14 protein-coding genes are annotated in these 14,406 nt (G+C 61.7%); 7 read left to right on the top strand and 7 right to left on the bottom strand.

The features are described from left to right. Window positions 1-85: 85 nt before the first annotated feature. The 3 genes from FLQ44_RS20920 to FLQ44_RS20910 all read right to left on the bottom strand — a co-directional run bounded on the left by FLQ44_RS20920 (window position 86) and on the right by FLQ44_RS20910 (window position 3,326). Window positions 86-1,393 carry an NAD(P)/FAD-dependent oxidoreductase gene (locus FLQ44_RS20920; protein WP_147695913.1) on the bottom strand — a complete coding sequence of 436 codons (1,308 nt, stop codon included), beginning with the start codon at window positions 1,391-1,393 and terminating at the stop codon, window positions 86-88. Window positions 1,394-1,635: 242 nt separating this feature from the next. Then, window positions 1,636-2,901, bottom strand: a complete 1,266-nt coding sequence (locus tag FLQ44_RS20915) for a Y-family DNA polymerase (protein WP_147695912.1) — start codon at window positions 2,899-2,901, stop codon at window positions 1,636-1,638. Continuing rightward, a complete protein-coding gene (locus tag FLQ44_RS20910) occupies window positions 2,898-3,326 on the bottom strand; it encodes a LexA family protein (RefSeq protein WP_147695911.1) in 429 nt (142 codons plus the stop codon). Before FLQ44_RS20910 ends, FLQ44_RS20915 begins: the two co-directional genes overlap by 4 nt. 281 nt (window positions 3,327-3,607) lie before the next feature. Between FLQ44_RS20910 and FLQ44_RS20905 the strand changes: the two genes are divergently transcribed. Continuing rightward, complete coding sequence (locus FLQ44_RS20905) at window positions 3,608-5,065, top strand: aminoacyl-histidine dipeptidase (RefSeq protein ID WP_147695910.1); 1,458 nt, start codon at window positions 3,608-3,610, stop codon at window positions 5,063-5,065. Between the two features lie 547 nt (window positions 5,066-5,612). On the opposite strand, the gene FLQ44_RS20900 is transcribed toward FLQ44_RS20905, so the two are convergent. The 4 genes from FLQ44_RS20900 to FLQ44_RS20885 form a co-directional block, all read right to left on the bottom strand. Continuing rightward, entirely contained in the window at window positions 5,613-7,241 is a 1,629-nt protein-coding gene (locus FLQ44_RS20900) for a methyl-accepting chemotaxis protein (RefSeq protein ID WP_147695909.1), read from the bottom strand. Window positions 7,242-7,440: 199 nt separating this feature from the next. Continuing rightward, window positions 7,441-8,232 carry an NAD(+) diphosphatase gene (nudC, locus tag FLQ44_RS20895; RefSeq protein WP_147695908.1) on the bottom strand — a complete coding sequence of 264 codons (792 nt, stop codon included), beginning with the start codon at window positions 8,230-8,232 and terminating at the stop codon, window positions 7,441-7,443. 74 nt (window positions 8,233-8,306) lie between these two features. Then, window positions 8,307-8,990, bottom strand: coding sequence for an ATP-binding cassette domain-containing protein (locus FLQ44_RS20890; protein WP_170253050.1), 684 nt, complete (start codon window positions 8,988-8,990; stop codon window positions 8,307-8,309). A 111-nt stretch (window positions 8,991-9,101) separates the two neighbouring features. Then, window positions 9,102-10,133, bottom strand: a complete 1,032-nt coding sequence (locus tag FLQ44_RS20885) for an NAD(P)H-dependent flavin oxidoreductase (RefSeq protein ID WP_147695906.1) — start codon at window positions 10,131-10,133, stop codon at window positions 9,102-9,104. A 72-nt stretch (window positions 10,134-10,205) separates the two neighbouring features. Here FLQ44_RS20885 and FLQ44_RS23870 point away from each other — a divergent pair, with 72 nt between their 5' ends. The 6 genes from FLQ44_RS23870 (at window position 10,206) to uppS (ending at window position 14,403) form a co-directional block, all read left to right on the top strand. Beyond that, window positions 10,206-10,382, top strand: coding sequence for a hypothetical protein (locus FLQ44_RS23870; protein ID WP_170253049.1), 177 nt, complete (start codon window positions 10,206-10,208; stop codon window positions 10,380-10,382). Window positions 10,383-10,524: 142 nt separating this feature from the next. Beyond that, window positions 10,525-11,253 (top strand): 30S ribosomal protein S2, encoded by a 729-nt coding sequence (rpsB, locus tag FLQ44_RS20880; RefSeq protein WP_017509526.1) that lies wholly within the window; start codon window positions 10,525-10,527, stop codon window positions 11,251-11,253. A 73-nt stretch (window positions 11,254-11,326) separates the two neighbouring features. Then, on the top strand, window positions 11,327-12,193 hold the full coding sequence (gene tsf, locus FLQ44_RS20875) for a translation elongation factor Ts (RefSeq protein ID WP_147695905.1): 867 nt from the start codon (window positions 11,327-11,329) through the stop codon (window positions 12,191-12,193). A 94-nt stretch (window positions 12,194-12,287) separates the two neighbouring features. Then, window positions 12,288-13,007, top strand: coding sequence for a UMP kinase (gene pyrH / locus FLQ44_RS20870; RefSeq protein WP_017509528.1), 720 nt, complete (start codon window positions 12,288-12,290; stop codon window positions 13,005-13,007). 78 nt (window positions 13,008-13,085) lie between these two features. Then, complete coding sequence (gene frr / locus FLQ44_RS20865; protein ID WP_147695904.1) at window positions 13,086-13,643, top strand: ribosome recycling factor; 558 nt, start codon at window positions 13,086-13,088, stop codon at window positions 13,641-13,643. Window positions 13,644-13,653: 10 nt separating this feature from the next. Then, window positions 13,654-14,403: an undecaprenyl pyrophosphate synthase gene (uppS, locus tag FLQ44_RS20860; protein WP_439144955.1), complete on the top strand. Its 750-nt coding sequence runs from the start codon at window positions 13,654-13,656 to the stop codon at window positions 14,401-14,403. Window positions 14,404-14,406 lie beyond the last annotated feature (3 nt).

Below are 14,406 nucleotides of genomic sequence, written 5' to 3'. Positions count from 1 at the left end.
GCCACGCCAGACGGGGGCTGTTTGCATGTGGGCGGGTCTTTCTGGTGGTGCAGCGTACTGGGGTTGCGGGCAGGGGCAGCCTGCCTTAGCGCAGCTTTTCCAGCATCTGGTAGTACCACATGCCGGCGGCCAGTAGCGGGTTGCCCAGCTTGCTGCCTAGCGGTACGCGGATGTGTTTGCAGGCGGCAAAGGTGTCGAACTGGCCCAGGGTGCCGGTGATGGCTTCGGCCATGATTTCGCCCATGATGTGGCTGGTGGCCACACCGTGGCCGGAGTAGCCCTGGCAGTACCATACGTTGTCCGATAGCTTGCCCAGCTGCGGGATGCGGTTCACCACAATGCCCATGGCGCAGCTCCACTGGTAGTCGATTTCCACCCCTTTCAGCTGCGGGAAGGTGCGCTCTATGCAGGGGCGCAGCTCGGCGGCGATGTCGCGCGAGTCGCGGCCGCTGTAGTTGGCACCGCCGCCAAATAGCAGGCGGCCGTCGGCGGTCATGCGGTAGTAGTCCAGCACAAAGCGGCAGTCGTATACCGCCAGGTCGTGCGGGTTCAGGGTGCGGGCCAGCTCGCCCAGCGGGCGGGTGGTGACGATACCGCCCATGGCGGGGAAGATCTTGCCGCCCAGCTTGTCTTGCGCCAGCTTGTGGTACACGTCGCCGGCCAGCAGGATGTGGCTGGCGTTGACGCGGCCTTGCGCGGTGACGATGGCGGGGCGGCTGCCGTGCACGATGTCCAGCACTTCGGTGTGTTCGTATAGCTGTGCGCCCAGGCTGGCGGCGGCGCGGGCTTCGCCCAGGCACAGGTTGAGCGGGTGAAGGTGCAGGTTGCGGCGGTTTTTCAGGGCGCCGCAGTACAGGTCGGTGGCCAGGTGTTCGCGCACGCCGGCGGCGTCCAGCAGGGTCACGTCGTCGCCCATGCCACGGCGTTGAGCCTCGTGGTAGCTGGCTTGCAGCTCGGCCATGTGGGCGGGCTTCATGGCGGCGTGCAGGTGGCCGTGCTTGAGGTCGCAGGCAATGCCGTAGCGCGCCACACGCTGCTGGATGATGTCGTGGCCGCGCCAGCGTAGCTGCCAGATAAAGTCGTCTACGTCCTGGCCCAGGGTTGGCCGCATCTGCTGGCGCATGGCGCCGTCGCCGGACAGGCTGCCGGTCACCTGGCCGCCGTTACGGCCGCTGGCACCCCAGCCTATCTTGTTTTGCTCCAGCAGCACCACGCGCAGGCCGCGCTCGGCCAGCTCTACGGCGGTGGCCACGCCGGTAAAGCCGCCGCCGATAATGGCCACATCGGCGTCTACGGTGCCTTGTAGCGTGGGGTAATCGCTTTCCTGGGTGAGGGTGGCGCTGTAGTAGGAGGGGCTGCGTGGCTGGCTGGCGGGCTGGTGGCGTGCGTTCATGGTGGTTCCTGTGGCGGTGGTGCGCTGTGCGGCAGGCGGGCGCTCGTCATGCGGGGCAATGCTTTGTCAAACGGTGCTGGCAGGGGTTGCCCTGCTGCGGTTTTTCGCATATTGCCGCCTGACAGGCGCCGCCGTATCAAAAATAGCGTTAACAGGCCCTAGCTTGCGACAGGATGATGTGTGAGTTAAATCATCACTTTCTTATGTAAACTTTTACTTTTTCTCAACTGATGCGCTGCGCCCTAGCGTACCCGTGGCAGCTCGTCCCATTGCGTGGTCCAGCGTGGCGAGCGCAGCTCCTGGCGCATGGCCCAGCCGTCGTGCAGGTTTTCTGCGGCCAACCTGAGCGTGCCATGGCCAAACTGGCGGTTGATGCGGTCCAGCGTGTGCATGAGCTGCTGGCGGCGCGGGTTGGCGGCGCTGCCCAGCAGGCTTTGCTGGCCATGTGTGGTGCTGCCTAGCCCCATCAGTACCACGCCAGCTTTTTTGTAGCTGCAGTCTTCTCGATAAATCTGGCGCAGGCCGGCCAGCGCCGCGCGGGTGAGGTCGGCACTGTCGCTGCTGGGGCCGGGCAGGGCGACCACAATCCAGCCACGGTATTGGCGATCTTGCTCGCGAAAGCGGTTGGTACGGATGCTGACGCCTACCAGGTTGGCCAGGCCGTGCTGGCGGCGCAGCTTTTCGGCGCAGCGCGCGGCGTGGTGGCTGATGGCGCTGGCCAGGGTGTCGAAGTCGCTTACCTGCCGGGCAAAGCTGCGGCTGGAGATGAGCTGCTGTTTGTCGGCGTGAATGTCGTCGGGGCCGATGCAGGCTTCGCCGTTGAGCTCGGCCACGGTGCGGGCTACCACCACATTGAACTGGCGCTGGATGTTGGCCGCATCGGCGTGTTTGAGCGCCAGTGCGCTGTGTATGCCGCAGGCGGCCAGGCGGCTGGCCAGCTGCCGGCCTATGCCCCATACCTCGCCCACGGCTAGCCGGCTCAGCAGCAGGTCCTGGTAGTGCGGTGTCAGCCAGTCCCAGCCGAATACCCCTTGGCATTGCGGCCGTGTCTTGGCTACGTGGTTGGCCAGCTTGGCCAGCGTTTTGCTGCGGCCTATGCCCACGCAGCAGGGGATGCCGACGCGCAGCAGGACGTCGGCGCGAAGGTTGGCCGCATGCTGGCGCTGATCGGTGATGCCATCCAGGCCAAGAAAGCATTCGTCGATGCTGTATACCTCCTGGCTGACGCCCCAGCGTGCAATCACCTGCATCATGCGCCGGCTCATGTCGCCGTACAGGGCGTAGTTGGAGCTGAACACCGCTACGCCATGGTGGCGGCATAGCGCCTCTACCTGGTGGTAAGGCGCAAAGCCGGGGATGCCCAGCGCCTTGGCTTCGGCGCTGCGCGCCACCACGCAGCCGTCGTTATTGCTTAGCACGATGATGGGCTTGCCGGCCAGGTCGGGGCGGAACACGCGTTCGCAGCTGGTATAGAAGCTGTTGCCGTCTACCAGGGCAAGGCTGCTCATGGCAGCAGGCGCCGCACGCAGGCGCTCACCACGCCCCAGATGTGCAGCTCCTGGCCGGGGCCGATGTCGATGGGCGGGTAGGCGGGGTTGTCCGGTAGCAGCGCGGTGCGGCCGCCCTGCTGGTGCAGGCGCTTCACGGTAAAGTCGCCTTCTACCACCGCCAGCACGATGTGGCCGTGGCGGGCGGCCAGGCTGCGGTTGATCACCAGCAGGTCGCCATCGAGTATGCCTGCGCCCTGCATGCTGTCGCCGCTGACCCGTACCATGAAGCAGGCCGCGCTGTCGTCTATCAGGTAGCGGTTCAGGTCCAGCTGGCCTTCCAGATAGTCGTCGGCAGGCGAGGGGAAGCCTGCCGGCACCCGGCTGCCGTATAGCGGCAGGGGGCAGGCGGTGGCGGCGGGGTGGGGCAGGTAGCAGGCGGGCATGGCGATCTCCTTTTGTTGATTATGTACAAAATCAAAAGCCGCGCCAAGTGCCCGTTAACTAGCCTGTGCACCAAAGGCAGTACGCTGCGCTATTGATAAATGCCACCGCCGCTTTGTTGCTGTGGGCGGGCAAATACTGGCCGATTAGTGCAAATGACGCTGGGTGGGCTGCGTGTTACAGTACAGGCAAGCAGATTGTGGGGCGGCACCGCGGCCGCCCCTTGTTCATGGCGCACAAGGCTGTGAGCTGTCCCCTGAATACCGCAAAGGAGCTTGTTGTCGTGGTAAACATTGCCGAATTCGAACCCCGTGTCGTCTGGGAACACTTCCAGACCCTGTGTGACATCCCGCGCCCGTCCAAGCACGAGCAGGCGCTGCGCGACTACCTGAAAGGCTGGGCCGAGCTGCGTGGCCTGGACACCGCCGTGGACGAGGTGGGCAACCTGGTGGTGCGCAAACCCGCCACGCCCGGCATGGAAGACCGTATCGGCGTGGTGCTGCAGGGCCACCTGGACATGGTGTGCCAGGCCAATACCGGCACGGTGCACGACTTCTTCAACGACCCGATCCGCCCGGTGCTGAAAGACGGCTGGCTGATCGCCGAAAACACCACGCTGGGCGCCGATAACGGCATTGGCGTGGCGCTGGGCCTGGCCGTACTGTCGGCCGACGACATCGCCCACGGCCCGGTAGAAGTACTGATGACGCTGGACGAAGAAGCCGGCATGGGCGGCGCGCTGGGACTGTCGCCCACGCTGCTGCAGGGCCAGATGATGATCAATATCGATACCGAAGAGTGGGGCGAGTTCTACATGGGCTGCGCCGGCGGTATCGATGTGAACGTACGCCGCACTTACGCCGCAGAGCCGCTGCCGGCTGGCTACACCGCGCAGCAGCTGGTGGTATCCGGCCTGGTGGGTGGGCACTCCGGTGCCGATATCCACCTGGGGCGCGGTAACGCCAACAAAGTGCTGGTGCGCCTGCTGGCCGAGCTGGCCGCCACGCTGCCGCTGCGCCTGGTGTCGTTCAACGGTGGCACCGCCCGCAATGCCCTGGCGCGCGAAGCTTTTGCCGTGGTGGCCTACCCGGCAGCGCAGGCCGAGCAAGTGGCCGCCGCGATCGATGCCTACCAGGCGCTGATGCGCTTCGAGCTGGCCGGCGTGGACGAGGGCGTTACCCTGGCTACCCGGCCCGCCGCTGCCAGCAGCATGATGGCGCAAGCCGATCAGGACGCCATTCTGGCCGCGCTGCATGCCGCACCGCATGGCGTGAAGCGCATGAGCCAGCGTGTGGCCGGCGTGGTGGAAACCTCCAACAACCTGGGCGTGATTGCCATCGACGAGGGCAAAGTGTTTGCCAACCTGATGGTACGCTCGCTGCTGGACAGCGGCTTCCGCAACCTGGCCGCCGAGATCGTAGCGCTGTTCCAGCTGGCCGGTTTTGCCACCGAAACCGAAGGCGGCTACCCCGGCTGGGCGCCGAACCCGGCATCGCCGCTGTTGGCGCTGTGCCAGCGCGTGTACCAAGCGCAGTTTGGTGCCGAATCGGGCGTGCAGGTGATTCACGCCGGCCTGGAGTGCGGCATTATCGGCGCCAAGTACCCGCATATGGATATGGTGTCGTTTGGCCCCAATATCCGCGGCGCGCACGCCCCGGGCGAGCGCGTGGAGGTGGCCTCGGTCGGCCACGCCTGGCAGCTGCTGAAAGCGGTGCTGGCGGCGGTACCGGCCAAAGCCTGAGCGTAGCCTGGCCGTCTTCTCGTGCAACACCCCCTTGCTATCGTGGCAAGGGGGTGTTGTTTTTGGCGGGCGCAAGGTTGGCCGCAGGCGTGAAAAAGCCACCCCGTGGGGTAATGCCAGTCAGTTAGGCGAATAGGCTTGGCCATCAAGTGGTAGCGCGCGAGTGAAACGCCCCATCCCGTTGGCGCGAGCCGGGCACAATGGTGCGCCCCAGGATTGTGCTGAGCGAATCAAAGATTCGCACGCGCAAGCAGCCGATTTGTTTGAGCCGCGTGACGTTAGCACGCGGCGAGTTCGGCGGCGCCTGGGGCGTGCCATTTTGGCCGGGGTTTCGAGCAGCCCCGGGTTGCGGGGGAATGAAAAGGGGGTGGCAATCCGCCCCCTTTCCCGTCTGCCGGGCGGAACCGGCATTTAAGTATCGTCCGCATGGCGGACTCGCAAGCCGCTTTAGCGCAACAAACCGCCAGCCAAAAAAATGCCAGTCAGCGTTAACTGACTGGCATTAACCCCGTGGGGTGGCTGTGTATTGGCGGCCTTGCGGCCAACCTTAGTTGGTGCGGAAGCGGCTAAAGCTCTGGCGAATTTCTTCGGTGAGCTCGCTCATGCGCGCGGCGGCGCGGGCGGCTTCGTCGGCGGCTTCGCGGTTACGGTGGGCAATGCTGGTAATGCGCTCGACTTCGCGCGATACCTGCTCGCCGGAGCGGGCCTGCTCGGACAGGGCGCTGGCAATGGACAGCACGCTCTGGCCCACGTTTTCGGTGCCGTCCTGGATGGCCACGATGGACTCGCCAGCGCGCTGGCCCTGGGTGGCGCTGGTATGGGCGCGCTCTACCGACTGGTTCATGGCCTCCACAGCTTGCTGCGAGCTGACGCGGATGGCGCCGATCATCTGGGCAATTTCGCCGGTGGCCTTGGTGGTGCGCTCGGCCAGCTTGCGCACTTCGTCGGCCACCACGGCAAAGCCACGGCCTTGCTCGCCGGCGCGGGCGGCTTCGATGGCGGCGTTCAGGGCCAGCAGGTTGGTCTGGTCGGCTACGTCACGAATCACCGAGACAATGTTGTCGATGGTTTGCGACTGGCGGCCCAGCTCGTGGATGCTGCCTGCGGTGCTCTGGATCAGGGTGCTGATGGCGTCCATCTCCTTCACGGCGCCTTTGATAACCTCTACGCCTTCGCGGGCATCGCCGCTGGCGTTGCGGGCGGCCATTTCGGCACTACCTGCACTTTGGTGCAGCTCGCGCACACCCACGGCCATTTGCTGGATAACGGTGGCCATTTCGTCCGCGGCGCGGTTTTGTTCTTCGCTGCGGCTCATCAGGCGCTGCATGGTGTCGCGCAGCTCTTGCGAGGCATTGCCGCTTTCCTGCACGCTGCGCTCCACGGTGCGTAGCGCGTCGTTCAGCTCGCGGGTCATGCGCGACAGGTTGTACAGCAGGGAGCTGTTGTCGCCCTTGCTCAGGTTGACCTGTACGCCCAGGTTGCCGTGAGCGATTTCTTTCATCACGGTGGCGGCGTAGTCCGGCTCGCCGCCGATCTGGCGGGTAAGGGTACGGGCAATCAGCAGGGCCACGACCACGCTGGCGCCCACGCTAGCGATGATGGCAATGATGGCCGCCACCATGGTGTCGCGCAGGGTGCTGGTGGTGGACGACTTTTGCTCTTCCATTACTTTGGTATGGTGCGCAATCAGCTTATCGAGCTGCATGCCCAGCAGGCCTTCTTGTGGCTCCATTTTTTCGCTGACAATAATGGAGGCATCCCATTTTTGCTTGGTAATCATGGGGATAAGCTTATCGGTGAGCCGGTTGAATTCGGCTAGCGATTTGCCGATTTTCTCTACCAGTACCAGTTCTTCCGGGTCGGACGAGATTTCCTGCATCAGCTTGAACTGCTGGTTGGCGGTGATCACGGATTTTTTCAGGATCGCCATTTTTTCTTCTACCAGCTTGTCGTCACTTTCCAGCAGGATGGTGCGTGCCGCGTTGGTAGAGGCCAGCAGCGAGCCGCTGAGCGTACGCGAGTACTGGATCACCGGAATGCGGTGTTCTACCAGCTCGGAAACGCGGGTCTGGATCACGGTAAGGCGGTAGAGCGTGAAAGCGGAACCCAGGACCAATAGCAGAATGACAGCGCCAAAGCCTAAGCCCAGGCGCTGTGCCAGCGTCAATTTCCCCATGATTTTTATCCTTGCAGATGTGCTTTGATTGGGTGACGGCGGCTATCGTTGGGCCGCCTGTTTTTTATGTGTTTTGATATTAAAACGACTAGGGCGGTTTTTAAAGGACTGAGTAGAAAATAGCGCGGTGCAGATAGCATTTTTTAATAGAAAAAGCCATGTGCTGAACATGGCTTGCGGGGGGCGGGGGGCTGGTGCGTTACGCTGCCGGCTGGCTGCGTAACTGCTGAATGTGTTCTGTAATCAAAAAGTAAGCGATGGAGCGTTCCGGCGGGATGACAGGGAGCGCATCAATATCGAACCAGGCGGCATCTTCGATTTCGCCGGGCTGCGGCGTGATGTCACCACTGTGGTATTCCGCCACAAAGGCCAGCATCAGCGAGTGCGGAAAGGGCCACGATTGCGACATGGCATAGCGCGGCGTGTGCAGGCGTACGCCTACTTCTTCGAAGGCCTCGCGGTGTACGCAGGCTTCCAGCGTTTCGCCAGGCTCGACAAAACCGGCCAGCGCGCTGTACATGCCGGGGGCAAAGTGCGGGCTGCGCGCCAGTAGCACCTCGCGGCCACGGGTAATCAGCACCATCATGGCGGGCGACAGGCGCGGGTAATACACCTCGCCGCAGGCCGGGCAGTGGCGGCCTTGGTCGTGCAGGTGTGCTTGTAGCGGGCCGGCACAAGCGCCGCAGTAGCGGTGGGTCTGGTGAAAGCGGCGCAGCTGGGCGGCACGCGCCAGCAGCGCACTGGTGTCGGCCGGCAGGGCGTAGAGCGCCTGGCGCAGGGTGACTTTCTGCCAGCCTGCCGGGGCAGGGCCAATCAGCTCGGTGCTGTACAGGTTGGCCGCATCGTTATGGCCGATATAGCAGGGCGGGCTGTGCGGGCCGGGCGGCGTGGCCGGCAGCTGGTTGTCTTGCAGGTACAGGCTGTTACCGTCGAACAGGCACCAGCGGGTGGGTAGGTGCGGGTCGGGCTGGGCGGGCAGGTGCAGGCTCATGGGCAAAGGCAGGCAGAGGGCTGGGGCGGCCATTCTACGCTGCACGGCAGCGCCTGCCCACTTGCTGGCGTATGTCAGGCCGCCAGTGCCGGTGTGTGCTGCTGCGTGGGTACGCCTTGTCGTGCGTGGCCATCTGCATGGAGTTGTATCAGCCAGTGGGCGCATGCCTGGCTGGCCTGGCTGCCTTGCAGTGTGCAGATAATGGTGCGGCCACGTAGTGCCAGTGCGGCCAACTTGCGTAGCAGGATGTCGCGGCTGGCGGGTGCCAACAGGCTGGCAGGCTCGTCCAGTAGCAGCACGGGGGCATGGCCGGCCAGGGCTTGTGCCAGGCAGGCCAGCTGGCGTTGCGCTGCGTTCAGGGTGTGGAGCTTGTGCTGCGCCAGCTCGCTGATGCCCAGGGTGTGCAGTGCGTGGCTAACGGCTTCGTGGTCGATGGCGTGCGGCCTGGCCAGCCAGTGCTGGCGGCGGGCTTGCATCACGAAATCACCCAGCCGCAGCCGGCTGTGGGTGGTGGTCTGCGCGCCCAGGCGGGCGATGGCCACGCGGCCGTGCGATAGCGGCTGGCCGAAGAGTTGGCCGCATAGCTGCCCCTGGCACCCGGCTAGCGTATCCAGTACGGCGCGGCTGTGCTGGCTGTCCGGGCTGCTAATGAGGGTGAGCCGGTTGGCGGGTATGCGCAAACCATGGCATGGCTGCTGGCAGCCTGGCGAGGGCGTGCAGGTATGGATGTGTTGGATGTCGTAGGCAAGCTCGATCATGGCGTTTTCCTGTGCAAGGGGTGCACGGGCGCTTGCCATGCTGTGGCAGGCGCATTGCTATTTGATAATAAATATCATTTGCAAAATAAGCAATGCGCTGCCGTCAGGCAATCAGAAGCGGGGCAGGTTTTGCTGGCAGCGGCGTGCCTCGTCTTGCAGGCGGATAAATAGCTCGGCCACGGTAGGTACGTCGTCGATCAAGCCTTGTACCTGGCCAATCAGCTGCACGCCTTGCTCGTGGTTGCCTTCCTCGATAGACAGGCGGATGGATTCGGTAGCGGCGCCAAACTGCGCCAGCTGGCGCAGTGACTGCGGCTGGGTGAGCAGGCCGCCAACGACTACCTTGGCCACTGGCATGTGCATTTTGCGGCTGATGCGCATGGCACGCCAGGCGGCGGTAAGCAGGCCCAGCGGCTTGCGGGTGGCTTTGCGGGCGGTGGCAGAATCCATGACCCGGCACCACAGGCCGTCAAAATTCTTGGAATAAATAGTATCGGCCACGCTGCGCTCGCGAATCATCTCTTTGGTGCGTTGGTGTACCGGGCTTTCGCGGGTCATGGCCAGGCGGCTGCCCATGGCAATGCCGTCTGCGCCCAGTGCCAGTGCGGCCACCAGCCCGCTACCGGTGCCAAAACCGCCGGCGGCGATAATGGGCAGGCTGCACACCTTGCGGATGGCGGGGATCAGCACCAGCGAGGTGACTTCGCCACCGTGCGCGGCTGCTTCGTGGCCGGTTACCAGCAGGGCGTCGACGCCGGCTTTTTCTGCCGAGATGGCGTGCTTTTCGGTAACCACTGTGGCGATGACCTTGCCGCCGTATTCACGCGCGCGCTTGACGATCCAGTCGCCCTTGCCCAACGAGAAGTTGATCACCGGCACTTTTTCTTGCAGTGCGACTTCGGCGTTTTCCCGGGCGCCGGGCATCATCAGCGTACAGCCGATACCGAATGGCTTGTCTGTCAGCTCGCGAATGCGGCGGATGGCGGCGCGGGTTTGTTCGGCGCTAAGCGGGCCGGTAGCCAGGATGCCCAGGCCGCCTGCATTGCTGGTGGCGGCCACCAGCTCGGGCACGGCAATGTAGCTCATGCCGGGGCAAACCAGGGGGAGGGTAATGCCGAAGGTGTCGGTGAGGCGGGTTTGCATGATGTGTCACTCTGTCTGTGCGGTGCGGTATTCTTGTCAGAATTCCGATAATTTTTCAAACGGACGTTTGATATGTACCTCGTTCTGATAGGTTGGCTGTATGTGGTGCTGATGTTGGCCGTGGCGCAAGAGAGCGCAATCCGCAGCGGCATCATCGTGTTTTTTCTGGGGGTTTTGCCCACTTGGCTCATTTTGTGGATAGTGCGCCGCCGCCATCTGCGCAAGCAGAACCCGGATGGCGATATCTGAACGGCTTGAAGGCTGCGGTTCGATAGTGCTAGAATTGCGAGTTCCCTCAATTTTTGGGGGATATCACGCACATCCGTACCAAAGGGTGCCCGCTAGCGGGTTGTCTGTACGGATGGAGGCATAACCCTTTTGGAGATTCAGAATGTCCACCAATGTGACCATGCGTCAAATGCTTGAGGCCGGCGTACACTTCGGCCACCAAACCCGCTTCTGGAACCCGAAGATGGCTCAGTACATCTTTGGCAGCCGCAACAAGATTCACATCATCAACCTGGAAAAAACCCTGCCGCTGTTCGTGCAGGCTCAGGAATATGTGCGTCGTCTGACTGCCAACAAGGGTAACGTTCTGTTTGTGGGTACCAAGCGTCAGGCGCGTGAGATCGTCCGCGAAGAAGCCACCCGTGCAGGTGCGCCGTTCGTGGATCACCGCTGGCTGGGCGGCATGCTGACCAACTACAAGACCGTGAAGCAGTCCATCAAGCGTCTTGAAGACAAGCGTGCTCAGCTCGAAGCTGGCGATCAGTCCGGTTTCAACAAGAAAGAACTGCTGGACCTGCAACGCGACGTTGAAAAACTGGAGCGTTCGCTGGGCGGTATCAAGGATATGAAAGGTCTGCCGGACGCGATCTTCGTAATCGATACCGGCTACCAGAAAGGTGCTGTTGTTGAAGCCAAAAAGCTGGGTATCCCGGTAATTGGTGTTGTTGATACCAACAACTCGCCGGAAGGCATCGACTACGTTATCCCGGGTAACGATGACTCCAGCCGCGCTATCCGCCTGTACGCTCGCGGTATCGCCGATGCTGTTCTGGAAGGCCGCGCTCAGGCAATCCAGGAAATCATCGCTGCTGAACCGGCTGCTGCCGAGTAAGCAGAAAAGGGGCGAAAGCCCCTTTTTTTAGACCTCAGTTTCAACGTATCCGAATATATTCAAGGAGTTCACCATGGCGGAAATCACCGCAAAGATGGTATCCGACCTGCGCAATGCGACCGGTCTGGGCATGATGGAGTGCAAAAAAGCACTGGTAGAATCTGAAGGCGACCTGGCAAAAGCAGAAGAAATCCTGCGTATCAAGTCCGGTGCCAAAGCCTCCAAAATGGCTGGCCGTGTAGCCGCTGAAGGTATCATCGGTTCTTTCGTAGCTGGTGGCGTTGGCGCCCTGGTTGAAGTGAACTGCGAAACCGACTTCGTTGCCAAAGACCCTACCTTCATCGCCCTGGTTACTGCTGCAGCCCAAGCTGTTGTAGAAGCCAACCCTGCCGATGTTGAAGCGCTGTCTGCTGTTGTGATCGACGGCCAGTCCGTAGAAGACATCCGCAAGGCTGCTATCGCCAAACTGGGCGAAAACATGACCATCCGCCGTTTCGTACGTTACGAAACCGACGGTGCCATCGCTACCTACCTGCACGGCGCGAAGATCGGCGTGATCGTTGACTTCAAAGGCGACGAGCAAATCGGTAAAGATGTGGCCATGCACGTTGCTGCATCCAAGCCTATCTGCGTATCCAAAGCCGAAGTGTCTGCCGACACCCTGGAACAAGAGCGCAAGATCTACACCGCACAGGCTGCCGAATCCGGCAAGCCGGCTGATATCGTTGCCAAAATGGTTGAAGGCCGCGTGAACAAGTTCCTGGCTGAAGTGACCCTGCTGGGTCAGCAGTTCGTCAAGAACCCTGACATCACCGTAGAAAAACTGCTGGCCGAAAAAGGCGCTTCCGTAAAAGCATTTGCCATGTTTGTTGTTGGCGAAGGCATCGAGAAGAAAGTGGTTGACTACGCTGCAGAGGTTGCTGCTGCTGCCAAGCTCTGATCGCTAGCTTAAGCTGATCGAATCAACGGCACCCTGCAAAACAGGGTGCCGTTTCGCAAATTAAAGAATCCCCAACCGCATGCCAGAGGTAATCATGAGCCAATCCCCCGCCTATAAACGCATTCTGCTGAAACTTTCCGGTGAAGCCCTGATGGGTGATGACAGCTACGGGATTAACCGCAACACCATCCAGCAGATCGTTGGCCAGATCAAAGAGGTCGTCGACCTGGGTGTGCAAGTAGGTATCGTGATTGGTGGCGGTAACATTTTCCGCGGCGTAGCGCCTGCAGCGGCCGGCATGGACCGTGCCACGGCAGACTACATGGGCATGATGGCCACTGTCATGAACGCGCTGGCGCTGAAAGATGCCATGACCAAAGCGGGTCTGATTGCCCGCGTGCAGTCCGCACTGACCATGCAGCAGATTGCCGAGCCGTATGTGCGCGGCAAGGCCATGCAGTACCTGGAAGAAGGCAAAGTTGTGATTTTTGCTGCCGGTACCGGCAACCCGTTCTTTACCACCGACACCGCAGCAGCGCTGCGCGGTATGGAAATGAACGTGGACATCATGCTGAAAGCCACCAAGGTCGACGGCGTATACACCGATGATCCGAAAAAGAACCCGGACGCCGTGCGCTACCAGACCCTGACATTTGACGAAGCCATCTCGCGCAACCTGAAAGTCATGGATGCAACGGCCTTTGCCCTGTGCCGTGACCAGCAGCTGAATATCAAAGTGTTCAGCATCTTCAAGCAAGGCGCGCTGACCCGCGTGGTGCTTGGCGAAGACGAAGGCACGCTGGTACACTGCTGATTTTAACGAATCCTCATAGGCGGAAACGGCTCAGAGCCGCTTTCCGCCTTGTTTTTCAGAAAGACAACGGGAGTAATCATGATCAATGACGTGAAGAAGTCAGCCGAGCACAAAATGCAAAAAACGCTCGAAACCTTCAAGACCGATCTGGCCAAAGTGCGCACAGGCCGCGCACACGCCGGTCTGTTGGACCACGTTATGGTGGACTACTACGGTAGCGATGTGCCTGTGAACCAAGTGGCCAACGTTACCAATATCGATGCACGTACCCTGGGTGTGCAAGCCTGGGAAAAAAGCATGGTTGCCAAGATCGAAAAAGCGATTCGCGATAGCGATCTGGGCCTGAACCCGTCCTCTATGGGCGAGCTGATTCGTGTGCCGATGCCAGCACTGACCGAAGAGCGCCGTCGCGACCTGATCAAGGTGGTGCGTGGCGAAGCCGAAGGCGCACGCGTAGCCGTACGCAATGTACGCCGCGATGCCAATAACGACTTTAAAAACCTGCTGAAAGACAAAGCCATTACCGAGGACGAAGAGCGCCGCGGTCAGGACGACATCCAGAAGCTGACGGACAAGTTCATTGCCGAAGTCGATAAAGCGCTTGCTACCAAAGAAGCTGAACTGCTGGCCGTATAAGGGGTAGCCCTTGTTTGCAAGCTCTACTCAAGATGTGACCGGGGCGCCTGTGGTGCCTCGGCATATCGCCATCATCATGGATGGCAACGGGCGCTGGGCCAAAAAGCGCTTCCTGCCCCGCGTAGCCGGGCACAAGCGTGGCCTTGATGCCGTGCGCGATACGGTAAAAGCCTGCAGCGAGCTGGGGGTGGAGTTTCTTACCCTTTTTGCATTTTCCACCGAGAACTGGCGCCGCCCGGAAGAAGAAGTCAGCTTCCTGATGGAGCTGTTCTTTGTCGCGCTGGAGCGTGAGGTGGAACGCCTGCATCGCAATAATATCCGCTTGAAAATCATTGGTTCTCGCGAGCGGTTTTCCACTGCGATTCTGGCGCGTATCGATGCAGCCGAAAGCCTGACGGCAGCCAATACCGGCTTGACGCTCACTATCGCCGCCGACTACGGCGGGCGCTGGGATGTCTTGCAGGCTGTGGCCCGGCTGCAGGCGCAGGGTGTGGCGCAGATAGACGAAGCCGCGCTGGCGGCCAACCTGTCTACCGCCTACGCCCCGGAGCCTGACCTGTTCATCCGCACGGGTGGCGAGCAGCGTATCAGTAACTTCCTGCTGTGGCAGCTGGCGTATAGCGAGCTGTATTTTACCGACCTGCTGTGGCCGGACTTCGACCGTAAGGCGCTACACGACGCGCTGGCATCTTTTCATTCGCGTGAGCGCCGTTTTGGCCGCACCAGCGAACAGCTGCCCGAAGCGCAACGCCGAGGCTAATTC

The sequence above is a fragment of the Vogesella mureinivorans genome (genome assembly GCF_007644035.1).
Classification (GTDB): Bacteria; Pseudomonadota; Gammaproteobacteria; order Burkholderiales; family Chromobacteriaceae; genus Vogesella; species Vogesella mureinivorans.
The sequence above is the reverse complement of the archived record's forward strand: the minus strand, read 5'-3'. Positions and strand labels throughout refer to the sequence as shown.

What these genes read in the sequence shown, in the direction of transcription:
- FLQ44_RS20920 (WP_147695913.1), bottom strand. Translation starts at nt 1,393, where the DNA reads ATGAACGCACGCCACCAGCCCGCCAGCCAGCCACGCAGCCCCTCCTAC.
- FLQ44_RS20915 (WP_147695912.1), bottom strand. Translation starts at nt 2,901, where the DNA reads ATGAGCAGCCTTGCCCTGGTAGACGGCAACAGCTTCTATACCAGCTGC.
- FLQ44_RS20910 (WP_147695911.1), bottom strand. Translation starts at nt 3,326, where the DNA reads ATGCCCGCCTGCTACCTGCCCCACCCCGCCGCCACCGCCTGCCCCCTG.
- FLQ44_RS20900 (WP_147695909.1), bottom strand. Translation starts at nt 7,241, where the DNA reads ATGGGGAAATTGACGCTGGCACAGCGCCTGGGCTTAGGCTTTGGCGCT.
- nudC (WP_147695908.1), bottom strand. Translation starts at nt 8,232, where the DNA reads ATGAGCCTGCACCTGCCCGCCCAGCCCGACCCGCACCTACCCACCCGC.
- FLQ44_RS20890 (WP_170253050.1), bottom strand. Translation starts at nt 8,990, where the DNA reads ATGATCGAGCTTGCCTACGACATCCAACACATCCATACCTGCACGCCC.
- FLQ44_RS20885 (WP_147695906.1), bottom strand. Translation starts at nt 10,133, where the DNA reads ATGCAAACCCGCCTCACCGACACCTTCGGCATTACCCTCCCCCTGGTT.
- FLQ44_RS23870 (WP_170253049.1), top strand. Translation starts at nt 10,206, where the DNA reads ATGTACCTCGTTCTGATAGGTTGGCTGTATGTGGTGCTGATGTTGGCC.
- rpsB (WP_017509526.1), top strand. Translation starts at nt 10,525, where the DNA reads ATGTCCACCAATGTGACCATGCGTCAAATGCTTGAGGCCGGCGTACAC.
- tsf (WP_147695905.1), top strand. Translation starts at nt 11,327, where the DNA reads ATGGCGGAAATCACCGCAAAGATGGTATCCGACCTGCGCAATGCGACC.
- pyrH (WP_017509528.1), top strand. Translation starts at nt 12,288, where the DNA reads ATGAGCCAATCCCCCGCCTATAAACGCATTCTGCTGAAACTTTCCGGT.
- frr (WP_147695904.1), top strand. Translation starts at nt 13,086, where the DNA reads ATGATCAATGACGTGAAGAAGTCAGCCGAGCACAAAATGCAAAAAACG.